17 protein-coding genes are annotated in these 17,012 nt (G+C 44.9%); 9 read left to right on the plus strand and 8 right to left on the minus strand.

Features of this window, described 5'->3' with window-relative positions:
• Positions 1-36 precede the first annotated feature (36 nt).
• Positions 37-1,758, plus strand: coding sequence for an ABC transporter substrate-binding protein (locus DFP76_RS01570; protein ID WP_013794785.1), 1,722 nt, complete (start codon positions 37-39; stop codon positions 1,756-1,758).
• Between the two features lie 53 nt (positions 1,759-1,811).
• On the opposite strand, the gene DFP76_RS01575 is transcribed toward DFP76_RS01570, so the two are convergent.
• Positions 1,812-2,681, minus strand: a complete 870-nt coding sequence (locus DFP76_RS01575; protein ID WP_113872929.1) for a MurR/RpiR family transcriptional regulator — start codon at positions 2,679-2,681, stop codon at positions 1,812-1,814.
• A gap of 270 nt (positions 2,682-2,951) precedes the next feature.
• On the opposite strand from DFP76_RS01575, the gene DFP76_RS01580 reads away from it, so the two are divergent.
• The 5 genes from DFP76_RS01580 (at position 2,952) to DFP76_RS01600 (ending at position 8,057) form a co-directional block, all read left to right on the plus strand.
• Complete coding sequence (locus tag DFP76_RS01580) at positions 2,952-4,016, plus strand: polyamine ABC transporter substrate-binding protein (RefSeq protein WP_013794783.1); 1,065 nt, start codon at positions 2,952-2,954, stop codon at positions 4,014-4,016.
• A gap of 64 nt (positions 4,017-4,080) precedes the next feature.
• Positions 4,081-5,208 (plus strand): ABC transporter ATP-binding protein, encoded by a 1,128-nt coding sequence (locus tag DFP76_RS01585; protein ID WP_113872930.1) that lies wholly within the window; start codon positions 4,081-4,083, stop codon positions 5,206-5,208.
• Positions 5,205-6,098: an ABC transporter permease gene (locus tag DFP76_RS01590; RefSeq protein WP_013794781.1), complete on the plus strand. Its 894-nt coding sequence runs from the start codon at positions 5,205-5,207 to the stop codon at positions 6,096-6,098. Before DFP76_RS01585 ends, DFP76_RS01590 begins: the two co-directional genes overlap by 4 nt.
• 9 nt (positions 6,099-6,107) lie before the next feature.
• Positions 6,108-6,944, plus strand: a complete 837-nt coding sequence (locus DFP76_RS01595; protein WP_113872931.1) for an ABC transporter permease — start codon at positions 6,108-6,110, stop codon at positions 6,942-6,944.
• A gap of 18 nt (positions 6,945-6,962) precedes the next feature.
• Positions 6,963-8,057, plus strand: coding sequence for a DmpA family aminopeptidase (locus tag DFP76_RS01600; protein ID WP_013794779.1), 1,095 nt, complete (start codon positions 6,963-6,965; stop codon positions 8,055-8,057).
• Positions 8,058-8,188: 131 nt separating this feature from the next.
• Here DFP76_RS01600 and DFP76_RS01605 read toward each other — a convergent pair whose 3' ends face one another.
• The 5 genes from DFP76_RS01605 to DFP76_RS01625 all read right to left on the minus strand — a co-directional run bounded on the left by DFP76_RS01605 (position 8,189) and on the right by DFP76_RS01625 (position 11,485).
• Entirely contained in the window at positions 8,189-8,371 is a 183-nt protein-coding gene (locus DFP76_RS01605; RefSeq protein WP_113872932.1) for a hypothetical protein, read from the minus strand.
• Positions 8,372-8,475: 104 nt separating this feature from the next.
• Positions 8,476-9,300 (minus strand): alpha/beta fold hydrolase, encoded by an 825-nt coding sequence (locus DFP76_RS01610; protein WP_181799772.1) that lies wholly within the window; start codon positions 9,298-9,300, stop codon positions 8,476-8,478.
• A gap of 203 nt (positions 9,301-9,503) precedes the next feature.
• A complete protein-coding gene (locus DFP76_RS01615) occupies positions 9,504-10,295 on the minus strand; it encodes a DODA-type extradiol aromatic ring-opening family dioxygenase (RefSeq protein ID WP_113872934.1) in 792 nt (263 codons plus the stop codon).
• Positions 10,296-10,517: 222 nt separating this feature from the next.
• Positions 10,518-10,889 carry a VOC family protein gene (locus DFP76_RS01620; protein ID WP_113872935.1) on the minus strand — a complete coding sequence of 124 codons (372 nt, stop codon included), beginning with the start codon at positions 10,887-10,889 and terminating at the stop codon, positions 10,518-10,520.
• Between the two features lie 146 nt (positions 10,890-11,035).
• Positions 11,036-11,485: an Rrf2 family transcriptional regulator gene (locus DFP76_RS01625; protein WP_113872936.1), complete on the minus strand. Its 450-nt coding sequence runs from the start codon at positions 11,483-11,485 to the stop codon at positions 11,036-11,038.
• Between the two features lie 136 nt (positions 11,486-11,621).
• On the opposite strand from DFP76_RS01625, the gene DFP76_RS01630 reads away from it, so the two are divergent.
• From DFP76_RS01630 to DFP76_RS01640, 3 genes are all read left to right on the plus strand, one after another.
• Positions 11,622-12,521, plus strand: coding sequence for an NAD(P)/FAD-dependent oxidoreductase (locus DFP76_RS01630; protein ID WP_113872937.1), 900 nt, complete (start codon positions 11,622-11,624; stop codon positions 12,519-12,521).
• A 295-nt stretch (positions 12,522-12,816) separates the two neighbouring features.
• Complete coding sequence (locus DFP76_RS01635) at positions 12,817-13,959, plus strand: OmpA family protein (protein WP_113872938.1); 1,143 nt, start codon at positions 12,817-12,819, stop codon at positions 13,957-13,959.
• Between the two features lie 441 nt (positions 13,960-14,400).
• Positions 14,401-14,907 (plus strand): porin family protein, encoded by a 507-nt coding sequence (locus DFP76_RS01640; RefSeq protein WP_245931838.1) that lies wholly within the window; start codon positions 14,401-14,403, stop codon positions 14,905-14,907.
• Between the two features lie 105 nt (positions 14,908-15,012).
• Here DFP76_RS01640 and DFP76_RS01645 read toward each other — a convergent pair whose 3' ends face one another.
• Both DFP76_RS01645 and DFP76_RS01650 read right to left on the minus strand, forming a co-directional pair.
• Complete coding sequence (locus DFP76_RS01645; protein ID WP_113872940.1) at positions 15,013-16,239, minus strand: TIGR03862 family flavoprotein; 1,227 nt, start codon at positions 16,237-16,239, stop codon at positions 15,013-15,015.
• A 77-nt stretch (positions 16,240-16,316) separates the two neighbouring features.
• Complete coding sequence (locus DFP76_RS01650) at positions 16,317-16,904, minus strand: DUF502 domain-containing protein (protein ID WP_113872941.1); 588 nt, start codon at positions 16,902-16,904, stop codon at positions 16,317-16,319.
• Positions 16,905-17,012: the final 108 nt, after the last annotated feature.

Raw genomic sequence — 17,012 nt, forward strand, 5'->3', positions numbered from 1 at the left:
CAGGACGCCAAAAAACTAAAATTGTTGAGGTAAATCATGCGCTACAATAAGAAAAAAATTGCACTGGCCACCTTGCCCTTTGCTGTTATGTTGCACTCAGCTAGCCTATGGGCAGATGCGTATTCAGATGCAGCGGAAAAGTGGGTGAAGGACGAATTTTCAGTTTCCACTTTAACCCAACAGCAGCAACTTGATGAGTTAAGTTGGTTTACTCAAGCCGCGAAAAAGTTTCGCGGTATGGAAATTAATGTCGCATCCGAAACCCTAACCACTCACAAATACGAATCTCAAGTGTTGGCGAAAGCCTTCCAAGAAATTACTGGCATCAAGGTAAACCATGACCTGATTCAAGAAGGGGATGTGGTCGAAAAACTGCAAACTCAAATGCAATCTGGCCGTAACATCTATGATGCTTATGTTAATGACTCAGATCTGATTGGTACGCACTTCCGTTACGGTAAAGTGGTGCCGATTTCTGACATGATGAAGGGTGATGGAAAAGACTATACGTCACCAACATTAGACCTAGACGATTTCATTGGTCTGTCTTTTACCACAGGGCCAGACGGTAAACTTTACCAACTGCCTACCCAGCAATTCGCCAACCTATATTGGTTCCGCGCAGACTGGTTTGCACGTGCCGATTTGAAAGCCAAATTCAAATCCATTTATGGCTATGACTTAGGTGTACCGGTGAACTGGTCAGCTTATGAAGACATTGCTGAATTCTTCACAGATAAAGTGAAAACCATCGATGGCGAGCCTGTTTATGGTCACATGGATTATGGCAAAAAAGACCCATCTCTAGGCTGGCGATTCACCGACGCTTGGTTCTCTATGGCAGGCGCGGGTGACAAGGGTATCCCAAATGGTTTGCCTGTTGATGAATGGGGTATTCGCGTAGAGAACTGTCATCCCGTGGGCTCAAGTGTTTCCCGAGGCGGAGCGACCAATGGTCCTGCTGCCGTTTACGCGACCACAAAATACGTTGATTGGCTACGTAAGTACGCACCACCAGAAGCACAAGGCATGACCTTCTCTGAGTCCGGCCCGGTTCCTGCTCAAGGCGGCGTGGCTCAGCAAATTTTCTGGTATACAGCTTTCACTGCAGACATGACTGCAAAAGGCCTACCCGTGGTGAACGAAGATGGTTCTCCGAAATGGCGCATGGCGCCGTCTCCAGTTGGGCCATACTGGGAAGAGGGGATGAAAAAAGGTTATCAAGACGTTGGCGCTTGGACCTTCATGAACTCAACACCGGATGATCGTCGCTTGGCCGCTTGGTTGTACGCTCAGTTCACTACGTCTAAAACCGTGTCTTTGCAGAAAACCTTGGTGGGTCTAACGCCAATTCGTGAGTCAGACATCAACTCACCAGAAATGGCCGCTGCCGCACCGAAACTAGGTGGTTTGGTTGAGTTCTATAAAGGGCCTGCTCGTAAAGAATGGTCACCAACGGGAACCAACGTTCCTGACTATCCTAAGCTCGCTCAGCTTTGGTGGCAGTACATTTCACAAGCCGCCAGTGGTGAAGCATCCCCACAAGAAGCCTTAAATGGTCTCGCGGCCGCTCAGGATAAAGTAATGCAACGTCTTGAACGTGCGAAGGTGCAAGATAACTGTGGTCCTAAACTGAATAAGCCTCGTGATGAAGCGTATTGGTTGGCACAGCCAGGTTCGCCTAAAGCGAAACTGTCGAACGAGAAACCACAAGGTGTCACGGTATCTTACGACGAACTGCTTCGTTCTTGGGAATAAACTGACCTTACGCCTAAAACCAAAAGACCGGCTTTCTGCCGGTCTTTTTTCGATTAAAAAAGATCAAGGCGTTTTGCCATCTCTTGCCAACGCTTAATACGGGTATCACTGTTTACATCTCGCCTAGAGACGGCATCCACGAGCATATTCGTTGTTAGAACCAAGCCCCACGTTGATTCTAAGAATAATCCCGACTTAGATTTGGAATACACAATATGGGCATCGTATTCACTTGCCCAATGACAAAATTCATCGCTAATAATCACAATTTGAATGCCTTTTTCCACGGCAACTTCACACAATTTTCGGCCTTCTGAGGCATAAGGAACAACATCAAGGATAATTAAAGTATCGTAACCCTTCCGGCTCCTTGAATTGTCTTCAAGCCACTCACCTAACATGCCATCATGAGGTGAAAGATACTGAACCCGATCACGGGCAAGGGAAAGTCGCCGTGTAAAATCTTCCGCCGTGCCTCGAATGGATTGAAATCCTGTGACATAAACCCGCGTTGCAGCGCTAACGCAACTGACCAAACTCTCCCAATTCTCTGTCTCAAACTGCTCATAAAGACGAACCATACTTTTCAGCTCTTGTTTCAAATTGTCTTTATAAAATGAATCTGGAGCGAGCCTCTGACTTTCGTTGGCTTCAATCGGAATAAGCTCTTTCTGTAACTCTTCTTTCAGTGCTGAGATGCCCTGATAACCTGCTCGTTTTAAAAAGCGGCTGACGGTAATTTGGCTAACCGCGGCTTTTTCAGCAATGGAAGCACCGGTTTCATAACTGATATGGTCTAGGTTGAGCAGAATAAACTGCGCCACTCGGGCCTCAGATTTGGATACCAAGGGAATTAACTCTTGAATGCGTTGTGACGTTGTCGTCGCAATGTGTTCAGGTTTTGAGGAGAATGTATTTTTCATTCTGTCAGCCTTGCTCGTTTCAATAGATTTTTTGCAGCAACATGGTGCGACCTTGATTAAAAACAAACTAAATGTGTGCAGAAAAAATCCGTTTGTTTCGGGTCAATAATCATAATTTAGATCTAATCCCTTCATATTTATACCATTTCAAAATTGTTAGAAACATAACATATTGTGATATTGAAAGAATAATACCATCACTTAGAATGAAATGACGGTGCTTTTACAGACCAAGACAACTCCTTTAGAAACGATCAAGAAGGCCGCATTATGAAACAATCAATTTCTTTAAAAAGTAGTCGAAAGGTAAAAAAAGCACTCGCTATGACGAGCATCGCCATTACCGCTCTCGGCTTTACACACTCGGCATCCGCTGAGGAAACTCTAAGTCTTTATAATTGGGGAGAATACATTAACCCGGAAGTACTGCAGCGCTTTACTGAGGAAACGGGTATCAAGGTTAAACTGGATACCTATTCATCAAATGAAGAGATGTTAGCCAAGTTACAAGCTGGAGCAACGGGTTACGACATTGTATTTCCCTCCGTCCATATGCAAGACATCATGGCGAAATTAAACCTGCTAGAAAAGACCAACATCAACCAATATTCAGGCTTTAAACATATCGATAAAAATTTTCTGAATGCTGAATCTGATCCAAATGGCGAATATTGCCTGCCCTACGCTTGGGGCACCGTAGGCATTCTTTATAACAAAAAACTCGTGCCCGAGCTGAACTCATGGGCTGACTTTTTCGCGTTACCAAATGACGGTAAAAACATCGCCATGCTGGATGATATGCGAGAAGTCATTAGCGTCGGTTTAATCACTGATGGAAAAAGTGTCAACACAACAAATCGTGACGATTTAAAAGCGGCTCAAGACTATATTATCAAGCAAAAACACAATGTCTCAGCCTTTACCTACGACAGTATTCCCATGGTGCAATCTGGTGATATTGCCGCTGCACAATGGTATGTCGGCTCAATGCTATACGTCTTCCAAAATCCTGATGATCTTGCTTATGTCATTCCAAAAGAAGGCGCAACCATGTATCAAGAAGATATGTGTGTACTGAAAAGCGCCCCCAATAAAGTGAATGCGAAGAAGTTTCTGGAGTTCTTTACTCAACCTGAAATTGCGGCACTCAATACTAAGCAACAAACCAATGGCACCATGAATACCGAGGCCGTCAAACTATTACCTGACTCTTTGCGCAACAACCCAAGCATAAACCCTCCTGCAGAAGTAAAGGCGAAGCTACAACTGTTCAAAGAACTAGGCAAAGGCATCAAGCTATATGATCGCGCCTGGACCAAGATTCGCACATCGTAAAATCAATAATATCCTTGGGGCAGGGCGGGATCGCCCGCCCTTTTCTCTCTCTTAGAGGTTTATTATGTCAGCGTCTATCCCATCGCCTGAATATATAAAAATTCGCCATGCACATCGTCAGTTCATGACACCTGAAGGCGGCATTATCAATGCATTAGATAATATCAGCCTGTCCATCGCGCAGAGTGAATTTATTACCTTATTGGGTCCTTCGGGATGTGGAAAAACAACCCTGCTAAAAATCATCGCCGGATTTGAAGAGCTAGACAGTGGCGATATCCTGTTAGATGGGCAATCCATTATCCAACAACCCGCTCATAAACGTCCGGTTAATACTGTGTTCCAATCCTATGCCTTGTTTCCACATATGACAGTTGGTGACAATGTTGGTTATGGTTTGGACATTGCAAAAGTCAACAAAGTAGAACGCAATCAACGCGTTGCGGAAGCGCTTACTATGGTGGGACTAAGTGGCATAGAGCAGCGTCTTCCGTCACAATTATCAGGAGGTCAACAACAACGTGTTGCTCTCGCTCGCGCCATCATTAATCGCCCAAAACTACTGCTTCTTGATGAACCCCTTTCAGCCTTAGATAAAAATTTACGATTGCAAATGCAACTCGAGCTGAAAAACCTACAAACAGAACTCGGAATTTGTTTTATTTTTGTGACCCATGATCAGGAAGAAGCGCTCACCATGTCTGACCAAATCGTGGTGCTTAACAGTGGCAAAATTGACCAAATTGGCACACCGGATGAAATTTACCACACCCCAAAAACAGAGTTTGTTGCCAGATTCATAGGTGAAAGTAATATTTTATCCGGCATGGTCATTAGCAAATCTGAAAACGGGGTCAACATTGATTGCAACGGCTGCACTATATTCAGTCATGATCAAACACTGAAACTAGGCGAAGAGGTGAAACTCCTGTTGCGACCTGAACATTTATCTTTAACCCCAAATGAACTAGAAGGCCCCCAAGCTCAGCTGACAATGACATTAAACCAAACCGTCTTTGTTGGCTCCGACTATCAATTACATGGCGAATTAAGCAATGGCCTACCATTTTCAGCCTTAACCAGAAAAACGAACACGCCTTTGATAAAAGGTCAGCAACTAACCCTGTATTATCAAGTCGACGCGCTGCATACCATTCCTGCCAAGCAAAAGTCGATTAAGGGGCATATATGAATCCCCTTAACCTGTCTCGTAAACAACTTGCACTAATAACCTTACTGACACCAACCAGCCTATTCCTATTGATTTTTTTCATAGGCCCAATGTTAATCATGCTGACCTATAGCTTCTTAGAACCAGGCTTATATGGGGGCGTTGAATGGCATTTTTATCACTGGAATTATGGTCGAGTACTTGGCTGGGCTGATGGTATTTATGAAGAATTCGACCCGGTTTATTTGAAGATTTTATTACGCTCTATTGGATTATCGGTGGCCACCGTTCTTTGCACATTATTCATCTGTTACCCCGTTGCCTTCTGGGTTTCAACCTTATCGGCAAAAAACAAAGCTCTGTGCATCTTTTTAATGACACTGCCCTTTTTCGCCAGCATGGTGGTTCGCCTTTACGCGTGGGTATTAATCTTACGGAACTCAGGTTTTGCAAATCAATTTTTAGAAGCCACTGGGTTAATAACTGAGCCATTAAATCTTATGTTTTCCGGGACCGCTGTGATCATTGGCATGGTCTATATATTCATTCCTTTTATGTTCTTACCCATCTATTCCAGTGTCGAAAAGCTCGACAAAAATCTACTTCAAGCATCTGAAGACTTAGGCGCAACACCTTTTACCACCTTCCGCAGGGTTGTTTTTCCCTTAACCTTGCCAGGCATTGTTGCAGGCTGCATTTTGGTCTTTATTCCTAGCCTGGGTAACTTTGTCGTGCCTGATCTTCTCGGTGGTGCCAAGGTATTGATGATAGGAAATATGATTGAGCAACAGTTCTTATACGCACGAAACTGGCCTTTTGGGGCGACACTTTCGATGGTGATTATCTTCATGATGATGATAATTTTGTCCATTTATCTCTATAAATCTACCAAAAAACAAGCTGGGTTATAGGAGCTAAGCATGAAAAAACAAACGCCCTTAGGCCGCTTATTATCCATTTACAGTGTGTTCTTTTTTCTGTTCCTCTATGCCCCCGTCATACTCATCGTGATCTATTCGTTCAATTCAAATCCGATCAATATTATGATTTGGGATGGCTTCACTTTCGATTGGTACCGCAGCATTTTTGGTCTAGCAACCTCATTGACTGATACCTCTAGCTACGTAGACTCCACAGATCAGCTTCTTAACGCATTATTGAACAGTTTAATTGTGGCTGCCAGTGCGACGCTCGTAGCCACCTTCCTCGGCACCAGTACCGCGGTTGCCTTAGCCCGCTATCGCTTTAAGCTACACTCGTTTTATCGATTATTATTGTTTGTGCCTATGGTTATGCCCGATATCGTCCTAGGCATTGCACTACTCATTTTCTTCGTTGGTGCGGGTTTCACCCTGGGAAACAGCACCATCATTATTGGTCATTGCACTTTTTTAACCAGCTATGTTTTTATTGTTGTCAGTGCCAGATTAGCGGGTATGAACCCTCTCACAGAAGCCGCTTCTGCTGATCTTGGAGCGAATGAATGGCAAACATTTCGTCGTGTCACTTTGCCCTTGATTCTGCCAGGCGTAATCGGTGGTGCGTTACTCAGTTTTATCATTTCCATGGATGATTTGGTGATCACATATTTCATCAGTGGAGTTGACTCAACCACTTTACCCGTTTTTATTCTTGGCATGATCCGTCGAGGCATTAAACCTGAAATCAACGCGATCGCCACATTAATGCTGCTTTTTTCGGTTGTTATCGCATCCGCAGGCATTTACTTCAAATCCAAAAACACATCCACACACTAAGGAACAGTAAGCCAAATTATGTCCAAATTACGCGCAAGAGCACTAGGGCTACCTTTCCCTGGCATGACAGGCCCAAACAATGCCATCACGGACGTTCCTGGCATTCAGGTGGGTTTTAAGACTCTCATGAATAATGACCCCATTTCACCTGCTAGAACCGGAGTCACCGCCATACTGCCACGGGGCAGAAACACCACACCACAACCTGTATGGGCTGGAATGTATGCCCTCAACGGCAATGGTGAAATGACCGGCACCCATTGGATACAAGATGGCGGCTATTTTGTTGGGCCTATCATGCTGACCAATTCCCATGCTGTCGGTATTACTCACCACGCCGCAGTCAAATGGACAATAAAACAATACCAACAAGCGTGGCAAAATAATCACCTATGGGCTATGCCAGTTGTCGCAGAAACTTATGATGGCGTACTCAATGATATCAACGCCATGCATGTGTCCGAACAAGATGCCTTGGACGCACTCAACAATGCTAAGTCCGGTGCCATTTCAGAAGGCAATGTTGGCGGTGGAACGGGCATGATTGCCTATGACTTTAAAGGCGGTACAGGGACCTCCTCTCGACTCATTAACATTGCTGGTGAAACTTACACTGTCGCCGCTTTGGTCCAAGCCAATCACGGCATTCGTCCATGGTTTACCGTACTTGGTGCCCCTGTTGGAAAGTTAATGACCCAAGATTGTATTCATCCATTACATGAACAAGGCTCCATCATTGTCATCCTTGCGACCGATGCTCCGATGTTACCTCACCAATTAAAACGCCTCGCGAAACGGGCCGCTCTTGGTATTGGAAAAAATGGCTCACCAGGTGGTAACAATTCAGGGGATATCTTCCTTGCCTTTAGCACAGCAAACGAACAAGATTTACCTCAGTTGTCTGGCCCACTGACCTCTATGACCTGCCTGAACGATGAATTTTTCGATGCGTTTTATATGGCCGCGGTGGAAGCGATAGAAGAATCTGTCATCAATGCAATGGTCGCAGCAGAGGATACCCCCACGTTCAAACAGCCTAATGACAAGATCTGTAAAGCAGTCGATGTACAATCCTTATCGAACATAGTGAAAACATTCCATTCTCTCCCTTAATGAACAATATTATCCTCATGCTAAACATGAAAAGACCGGCTTTCTGCCGGTCTTTTCATTTCTGATATTATCTAGGCGAATGAATCGCATCTTGTCATTTTTGACTGACCTGTGAACCGCCTGTTATATCATCAATGCAAAAGCTTACTGTCATTCACCACTTCTTTCAGTTGGTCCTGAAGGTTTTCGATGGTTTCTACCATGAGATGCTGTTTGTCTTCCGGTATCTTGGCAATATCGTCTAATGATATTTGCTCAAGGTCTTCCAACAATTGAGTTAAGTGCTTTAAATCCTGATCTGTTTCCTGCTTCATCAAAGTGCTCCTTGCGAACATTATTTAGGACACCACTAACCATAGCTGAGCTTTCTTGGCTTTGTGCTGATTTAAAAGAAAAGTCTTTGTAAAAATTCGTAACCTTAGTTTAACAGTCGCAATAAAAGGTCATTTACTTCCACCGGCTTCTCAAGTTGTGGTGTATGACCACAATTGTCTAATATTAACAACTCACTTCCTGGCGTGTTCTGGTGTGCTGTTTCAGACTGCGAATACGGCAAGACAGCGTCTTGACGTCCATGAACAAAATACACAGGACAGGAGATTTTCTTTAACGCCGCCAAACTAAGTCGGCATAAATGGGCTTTTTGACCAGCCTTATCCACCATTTTGCGTAGGGTTCTGACAAAAGCGCCTTGTGCTCCGTCACGCATCACATTGCGTGTAATAACCAATTTCGTCTCCTCAGAGACCTCATTAGGGTGCAAAAAAATACTATGCATTTGTTGTTCTATTGCCATTCGATTGGGACGTGACAAAAGACGCCCAATAATGGGCAATGTCATCAGTCTAAAAGGCAGCGGCGTTTGTTTCCCCAAAGTCGCCGCATTGAGCAAGGCTACTTTTGACACTCTATCTGGCTGCAGATTCGACATATGGATGCAAACTGCGCCCCCCATGGAGTTACCGGCAAGGTAAACATGAGAAATGGCTAACTGATCTAAAAAAGCCCACACAAATTCGGCGTACTCAATTACATCGAAGGCCTTTTCATTGATCTCAGACAAACCATGGTTTGGCAAATCCAATGCGATCACTCGAAAAGAAGAGGACAATAATGTTAGTTGGTACTGCCAAAGTTCCAGTGACCCACCAATACCGTGGAGCAAAACCAGTACGGGTAAATCCCCCCCTGTATCTTGATAGCGAATACGGATATTTTTAACGTCTAAATTCAAACTTTTCACAGACTTACCTTTTTTTGTTTTAGCGACTGAGAGGTTCAGCAAAGCCTATGCCAGCCGACCCAAAGCCACTTACCGTTTTCAAAAAAGTGCTCTAACCTTCTGAAAACAAATAAAAAAGCCAGCATCAAACTGGCTTTACAGATAACAAAAAAATATTGGCTACGATTAACGATATGATCAAATCCATGACAACCTTTAAGCATTTAATCAAAACGGAAGCTGGATGCCGTCACCCCACCAAAGACATTTTTATCATGATAAACTCTCGTGGCTTCAGCCTCTTCAGCGGCACCTAACGCCACCATTAACGGAATAAGATGGTCTTCCCTTGGGTGACATACGCGCGCTTGTGGAGCTTTATCCCATGCCACAATACGCTCATGACGTTGCTCGGGAGAAGAAGACATCAATGTTGTTTGCAACCAAGCATCAAATTGTGCGGAAGGCTCTTTCGCTTGCGGACCAAATAAACGCAAGTTGTGATAACTCAAACCACTCCCAACAATTAATACCCCTTCTTCACGCAAGGGTTTTAATGCACGTCCAATCGCAAGATGCTCTTCAGGATCCAAATTGGCTTTCAACGACAACTGAACCAATGGCATGTCCGCGTCTGGATACATGATTTCCATCGGGGCAAATGCGCCGTGGTCATAGCCTTTTTTATCATCTAAATCCACCGGCATACCTGCAGCTGACAACAATTCAGCAACTCGAGCCGCCACCTCAGGTGAACCCGGCGCTTGATACTTCACCTGATAGGTATGTTCTGGAAAGCCGTAGTAATCGTATTCCATTCCGGGTGCCGGACTAGACTGTACAGCCAGTTTTTTGGTCTCCCAGTGCCCAGATATCATTAAAATGGCCTTTGGCTTCTCGGTTAACTGATTTGGCATATCCGCCAACGCCGTTTCCAACGTCGCAAGCATTGCGCGTAAATCTGGCATGTATGGCCAAGGACCACCACCGTGAGAAATAAAATAAGTCGGTAACATAAACAACACCTCGTAACTGGATTTAATTGGCTCAAATTAATTAAGAGAGAACCAATGGAATTGCCCTCAGTCTAGGCTTGAGCACCAAGCTGATCAATATGCGTTCAGTTAATCCATAATTTCCAAATAAGAAATAGTGATATCAAATGGACTTCTGGCATTTCGTTTAAGTACAAAAAAGCCCGCGATAAAAGCGGGCTAATACGGCAAGCATGAAACGCATTATTTCTCATAACAAAAGACTCTTAGCCTATGGCCATCAGGGTCCAATACGGTAAAGCTGGTGCCAAAATCCATGACACTAATGTCTTGGATAATCTCTACGCCCAACTCAGACCATTTTCGAAAATGTATTTGCAAAGTAATCAAGTTACCGACTTCTATGGCAATTTCCATACTGGCTTTAGCGACTTTATCGGATTTAGGCGCTACATCATGCCAAGCCCATAAACCCAGCTTGTTGCCTGATTCACTGACAAAAAGCGCAAAGTTGTCTTGCAGGTCCACTGGCTCTCGCTCAAAAAGTGGACGATAAAAATTCACGCTTGCAGGTACGTCATCAACATAAAAAATCGGAAAGTTTGACAGTTCCAAGCCGTTCTCCTTAATTAAAATCACACACAAACAGGCATTAATGACAGCCTATACCTGTTATTCCTTATGCTAAACAGCAGAACTGTCAGTTTATGTCAGCAGTCGTTAAGCTGACTCGACGCTGGATAAAAGCCACTGCATGAAATTTAATAACCTTTGCCCTCATCAAAAGAAGGCGCTGGCAAGTCAACAAAACCTTCCGCCAGAACGTCCAGCGACACTTCACCAAAGCGCTCTAACAACAAAGATTCCGCTTCAATTAACACATCCTTAATGGCTTTGTTAACGGCTTGTTCAATAGGGCAATGGGTATATTCATCAGACAATCCTATAGTAAACACGGAACTTTCACCGAGGGCATTGTGGATATCCAGCAAACTAATTTTATGCAACGGCATCGCCAAGGACCAACCACCACCATGGCCTTTAACAGAGGTGACATAACCCTGTTCTCGTAATCCCGCCATAGTGCGTCTCACAACAACAGGGTTTGTACTGAGCATCTTTGCAATGCGTTCCGATGTCGCAGGGCCGCCCAATCGATCCATATGAATCAGTACATGCAACATGCGTGATAAACGACTGTCTTTTCTCATGACTTACCTCTGTCTATAAAGTCCGTAAAGCATTCTACCTGAAGATTTCACGAAACAATAAAAGTTTCATGTGTTGACTTTGCATTTTCATGTAACTTATGATGTTTCTTAAATTACATTGACTGAGGATAGAAACATGCCTGAAGAGGTAATTATCATAGGTGGGAGTTTCGCGGGTTTATCAGCCGCCATGCAGCTGGCTCGTGGACAAAGAAAAGTCACCGTCATTGACGCTGGCGAACCACGGAATCGTTTTGCCAATCAATCACACGGATTTTTTGGACTGGATGGCGTATCACCTTATCAAATTCAGCAAGAAGCACAGCGCCAATTGCTAAAGTACCCCACGGTTACTCTGATTGAAGACACCGCCACAGCGGCCTCAAAAGAAGAGGGGCTATTTCATGTCACCTTAGGAAATGGTCAAACGATAAACAGCAAGAAATTGATTCTGGCAACCGGTCTAAAAGATGAGACCCCAGATATTCCTGGCTTACGAGAACGTTGGGGCGCAACCGTTGCTCATTGCCCTTATTGCCATGGCTATGAATTAAGAAATCAGCCCTTGGGGGTCATTGCCACCAGCCCTCATTCCATCCATCAGGCCATTCTGCTACCTGACTGGGGACCAACAACCTATTTCACCCAAGGTCAGTTTGAACCAGATGAGGATCAGTTAGCCCTACTTATCAGACGAGGCGTTACCATAGAGCGAACTGAAGTGATCGAAGTTCTTGGGCGTCCTCCCAAAATCCGAAGCCTCTATCTCGCCGATGGCCGCACGATTCAGATTGGTGGCATTTTTGTGGCCCCTAAGACCCATATGGCCAGTACGTTAGCAGAGCAACTTGGCTGTGAGTTTGAAGAAGGTCCATTAGGATTGGTGATCAAAACTGATGAGATAAAACAAACCAATATCACAGGATTATTCGCCGCAGGAGATACCGTAAACCCTATGCAAAATGCCACTTTTGCATCTGCCGCTGGGGTGATGGCGGGCATAGGTGCTCACCACGCTTTAATCCAAGACGCCTAATAATCAGGCCGCAAAATGCTACAAACAACATTTTGCGGCTTTTTAAAGTGCAAAATTCCTGTAATAAATTCCATCCTTCCTAGCCAATTACTGACCTTACTTTCTGCCTCAACGTGTTGAAAATGCCTGTTAGGTAAACTCTCCGTAATGATAGTGCAATCCCCCGTAATTAAAGGCTTTTCAGGGGATTCTGGGGCACCTTTTCTGACGCTAAAAACCCGCTTATTCTGAAAAAAAGCACAACGCTTATTGTGAAAAGCACAACACAACCCAGACACTTATCAGGAGATAAACCATGTCTTTTACCATTGCAAAACGCACATTGATCAGCAGCCTAGTCGCTGCCGCTTCTTTTTCATCCGTTGCTTTGGCGCAACCGCAACCTGGTTTCACCATCACCCCAAGTATCGGTCATTACGATATGGACAATGACCGCGATGAAGAAAACGATACTGCTTACTCTTTAGGCTTAGGCTACCAATTCGACAACCCTTGGGCAGTCGAATTTGTTTACCTGAACGCTGACACAGAATCCGCTCAAACGGGCGATAAAGTCGACGTTGACCAGTATCGCTTAGACGGTTTGTACCACTTGCCAAATGTCTCTCGCTACAATCTAACGCCTTACTTAGCCGCAGGTGTCGGCACCACTGACTTCAGTTCCAACCCTGACAACAACGTAGAAATCAATGCCGGTGGTGGTTTGAAATACGCAATCAATGACTCCCTTGCTTTGCGTGCCGATTTCCGTCTAGTCAATGACGTTGAAGACCATCATGTCGACAAAGTGTCTTCTATCGGTTTGCAAATGACCTTTGGCCACAAAGGGAACAACGAAACCAGTCAGGAGATGGATTTTCAGCCGATCGAATATGACGAAAATGTCGATCAAACAACAGAGGAAATGGCTGAACCAACACCAGCAAATGAACCGGAACCCATCACAGAAATAGAGCAACCTGTGATCGCCGAAGACAATCAGCCAATGGACAACAATGTAGAGCAAGAAGAGCCGTTACCTGAGCCACCGGTGACAACAGATGGCACTGAACCAAGCTTATCTGAGCAAGCCGCTGTCGTCGCCGCACAACCGCCCGTCAAACTGAATGTTCAGTTTGCCAGCAACCAAACTCAGGTACAGCAAAAGTTCTACCCAGAAATTGAGAAACTGGCGACCTTCCTAATGGAAAACCCTAATACCACAGTGGTCATTGAAGGTCATACGGACGATACCGGTGCCGCCAGTTACAACCAAAAAGTGTCGGAAGAGCGCGCCAATGCCATTGCAGATGTATTGGTCGAGATCTTCGGTATTCCTGAAAATCGTGTGAGCGCCATTGGATACGGTGAAGACAAACCCTTGTTTGACAACGACTCTGCCGAGCATCGCCAAGCAAACCGTCGTGTTGTCGCTGTGATCTCGGATAATCAAGCCTAAATCACCGGCATTCAAGCCTCCCAATTATTGCCATAGAGCGAACCGCATTCAGGCACGCCCAATCTTAGATTGGGCTTTTTTTTGCCTGCTTTAATCCGTCTAACACTCCCCTTAAGTTGTCTTTAATGGTGCCCTATCAGGTCTTTGGTAATGCAAAATTCTTGTAATTTAAATCCGAATTCCTACACCTTAACCGCAAACTTGCTGCCCATTTAGCTAAATAACTCTCTCGCCAAGTAAAGCCTCTGTCAGGAATACATAAATAGCATTCAACCCTTTGTTTTTCCTACTTTTTCACTCACTTTATTTCTGACCTAAAGAGCGTAATCTAAAACCTGAAGCGGAACACAATCCATCAACGAGTGTTCCTAAATTCAGTGCATTAGGAGAATCAACATGGCGATTTCATTTACTAAACGTACTCTTTTCAGCGGAGTCCTAATGGCTTCAACTTTAACCACCATGGCTTATGCCGAGCCAAGCAAACCTGGCTTCACCTTGACCCCAAGTCTCGGCTTCTACAACACAGACAATGATCGTGACGCAGGCAATGACCATTCTTACGCCCTTGGTCTTGGTTACCAATTTAATAGCCCACTTGCCATCGAAGCTACTTACCTGCATTCCGATGCGAGAAAACGTGGTCGTGATCACGATTTAGATCAATACAGAGTCGACGGTTTGTATAGCTTGCCAAAATTCACTCAAGTGGATCTAACGCCTTATTTGGCCGCCGGGGTTGGTTTAACGGATGTAGATGGTACAGACTCCAGCACTAACTTGTTCATCAATGCCGGTGGTGGTGTGAAATACGCGCTCAACCAAGATGTTAGCCTACGAGCCGACTTCCGTTTGGTAAAAGACATTGAAGACAATTACTTAGATAACGTGGCATCGATTGGCGTGCAATATGCTTTTGGTGAGCCGGCCTTGCAATACAGCAACTAAACCTAAGCGGATAAGACCGTAGGCAAAGCAATACACTTAGCCACTTAACAATAAAACGCCCAGTCATGCTGGGCGTTTTCCTTAAACACAAAACAGCTTTCAGTATCAAGCTTTTGTCGTGAACCAACGACACACACCTTGCCCAGCCAGACGTCCAGTCGCAAAACAAGCCGTCAGCAAATAGCCGCCAGTTGGCGCTTCCCAATCCAACATTTCACCAGCACAAAACACACCAGGCATTTTGCTTAACATTAAATCGTCGTTGAGACTAACTTCGCACACACCACCAGTACTGGAGATCACTTCGTCAATCGGTTTGGTTTGATAAAAAGAAACCGGTAAATGTTTAATAGCGTGAGCTAGCCCATCGGGCGTCGATAACGTTTGTTTAGTAAACAACTCATGCAATAAAGCGACTTTAACCCCACTTAGACCCACGCTGCGTTTTAAGTATTTACTGAAGGACTCTTTCGCTTTTCGAGAGGATAACTTGGCCACCAACTGTTGCTCACTGATGTCAGCCAGTAAATCGATGGACAAACTGGCTTCCCCTTGCGCCTCAATGTCATCTCGCAGGTACTTTGAAAAAGCGTAAATTAAGCTGCCTTCCATGCCATCTTGGGTGACGATACATTCGCCTTTTTTGCTGACCGTCTGACCACTGGCTAAGGTCATCGTAAAGGCGACACCTTTTAATGGACTACCAGCAAATTTGCTACGCAAATGCTCACTCCAATGACTGTAAAAACCACAGTTGGCACTGCGCAAAGGCGATAGGGTAACCTCCTGTTCAGCGAGTACAGATTGCCAAGCCCCGTCTGAACCCAGTTTTGGCCAACTGGCTCCCCCCATCGCAAGGACAATCGCATCCGCTTGCGCTGTCACTGTCTCACCTTGATGATCAAAGGTGGCGCTGGTTGATGTTAGAGAGAGCATCTTATGACGCATATGGAATACCACACCGGCTTCGCGCAGGCGCGACAACCAATGTCGTAACAAAGGCGCAGCTTTCATATCGGTTGGGAAGACACGGCCAGAACTGCCTATAAAGGTGTCTACCCCTAGGCCATGAATCCAGTCCCGTAGAGCTTGGTTATCAAATTGACGTACGGCTGTCGCCAACCATTCTGCTTTGTCATAGTAGCGTTGAATAAAGTCGTCATAACCCTCAGAGTGCGTAATGTTCATTCCGCCCACACCGGCCAATAAAAACTTTCGACAGGCACTGGGCTTCGCATCGTACACATGAACCTGATGACCGGCCGCTGCCATTGTTTCAGCCGCCATTAATCCGGCTGGACCGGCACCAATCACCATGACATTTTTCTTCATGACTACCCACTCAATTCAAAAGGAAAGGCATGATAATGAAATTCCCTCAGATCACCAAGAGGTCAAACATAATCAGCTTACTCTGAAGCCCCTTTCTGACTTTGTACACCAGCCGTTAATGTTAGTCGCATGGCTTCCTCTACCCCGATATCCAACTCGGTTAACCGGTCACGGTGAATGTACAAGGTGATGCCACCAATTTGGTAGCTCAATGGCACATACACGCCCACTAAACCTTGATCAGGAAACAAGCTTTTTCCGGTTTGTTCGCCCGTCACAAAACCAATCACCTGTGCGCCATTCCACTCCAAAGACACCACACTTTTCATGTCCTTTTTTTCAGACAAATTAAAGACCATCATCATGTCTTTAAAAGCACCATAAATGGACTTAACTAACGGAATGCGCTCCAACAGGTTATGGCTGAGTTTCACCAGATAGCGAATGCCGTATAGATTCACCAGCAAACCAACCAAGACTAAGGTCGCTAAACTCATTGTTAAACCAACACCCGGAAAATAATAATTTTCTGGAATAAACAACAAGATCAGCGGTTTCGCCAACGCCTCGCCAGTCGACAGTAACCAATAGATAAGGTAAAGCGTTAAGCCGATCGGCAATACTGCCACCAAGCCTTTTAACAACAAAGACACCAATTTATTCATAGTCTAATTATCCAATTCATCGCCTCATATCCTAAGGCACAGCAAGTCTGATCTTGCCTCATAGTGTGTGGACAAATTCCTCAAAAGCAAGCAATGCGAGGAATTTAA

The organism is Marinomonas aquiplantarum (assembly GCF_003314975.1).
Classification (GTDB): Bacteria; Pseudomonadota; Gammaproteobacteria; order Pseudomonadales; family Marinomonadaceae; genus Marinomonas; species Marinomonas aquiplantarum.

Bases quoted from the DNA above. Each gene is read 5' to 3' on its own strand.
- DFP76_RS01570 (WP_013794785.1), top strand. From the start codon at position 37: ATGCGCTACAATAAGAAAAAAATTGCACTGGCCACCTTGCCCTTTGCT.
- DFP76_RS01575 (WP_113872929.1), bottom strand. From the start codon at position 2,681: ATGAAAAATACATTCTCCTCAAAACCTGAACACATTGCGACGACAACG.
- DFP76_RS01580 (WP_013794783.1), top strand. From the start codon at position 2,952: ATGAAACAATCAATTTCTTTAAAAAGTAGTCGAAAGGTAAAAAAAGCA.
- DFP76_RS01585 (WP_113872930.1), top strand. From the start codon at position 4,081: ATGTCAGCGTCTATCCCATCGCCTGAATATATAAAAATTCGCCATGCA.
- DFP76_RS01590 (WP_013794781.1), top strand. From the start codon at position 5,205: ATGAATCCCCTTAACCTGTCTCGTAAACAACTTGCACTAATAACCTTA.
- DFP76_RS01595 (WP_113872931.1), top strand. From the start codon at position 6,108: ATGAAAAAACAAACGCCCTTAGGCCGCTTATTATCCATTTACAGTGTG.
- DFP76_RS01600 (WP_013794779.1), top strand. From the start codon at position 6,963: ATGTCCAAATTACGCGCAAGAGCACTAGGGCTACCTTTCCCTGGCATG.
- DFP76_RS01605 (WP_113872932.1), bottom strand. From the start codon at position 8,371: ATGAAGCAGGAAACAGATCAGGATTTAAAGCACTTAACTCAATTGTTG.
- DFP76_RS01615 (WP_113872934.1), bottom strand. From the start codon at position 10,295: ATGTTACCGACTTATTTTATTTCTCACGGTGGTGGTCCTTGGCCATAC.
- DFP76_RS01625 (WP_113872936.1), bottom strand. From the start codon at position 11,485: ATGAGAAAAGACAGTCGTTTATCACGCATGTTGCATGTACTGATTCAT.
- DFP76_RS01630 (WP_113872937.1), top strand. From the start codon at position 11,622: ATGCCTGAAGAGGTAATTATCATAGGTGGGAGTTTCGCGGGTTTATCA.
- DFP76_RS01635 (WP_113872938.1), top strand. From the start codon at position 12,817: ATGTCTTTTACCATTGCAAAACGCACATTGATCAGCAGCCTAGTCGCT.
- DFP76_RS01640 (WP_245931838.1), top strand. From the start codon at position 14,401: ATGGCTTCAACTTTAACCACCATGGCTTATGCCGAGCCAAGCAAACCT.
- DFP76_RS01645 (WP_113872940.1), bottom strand. From the start codon at position 16,239: ATGAAGAAAAATGTCATGGTGATTGGTGCCGGTCCAGCCGGATTAATG.
- DFP76_RS01650 (WP_113872941.1), bottom strand. From the start codon at position 16,904: ATGAATAAATTGGTGTCTTTGTTGTTAAAAGGCTTGGTGGCAGTATTG.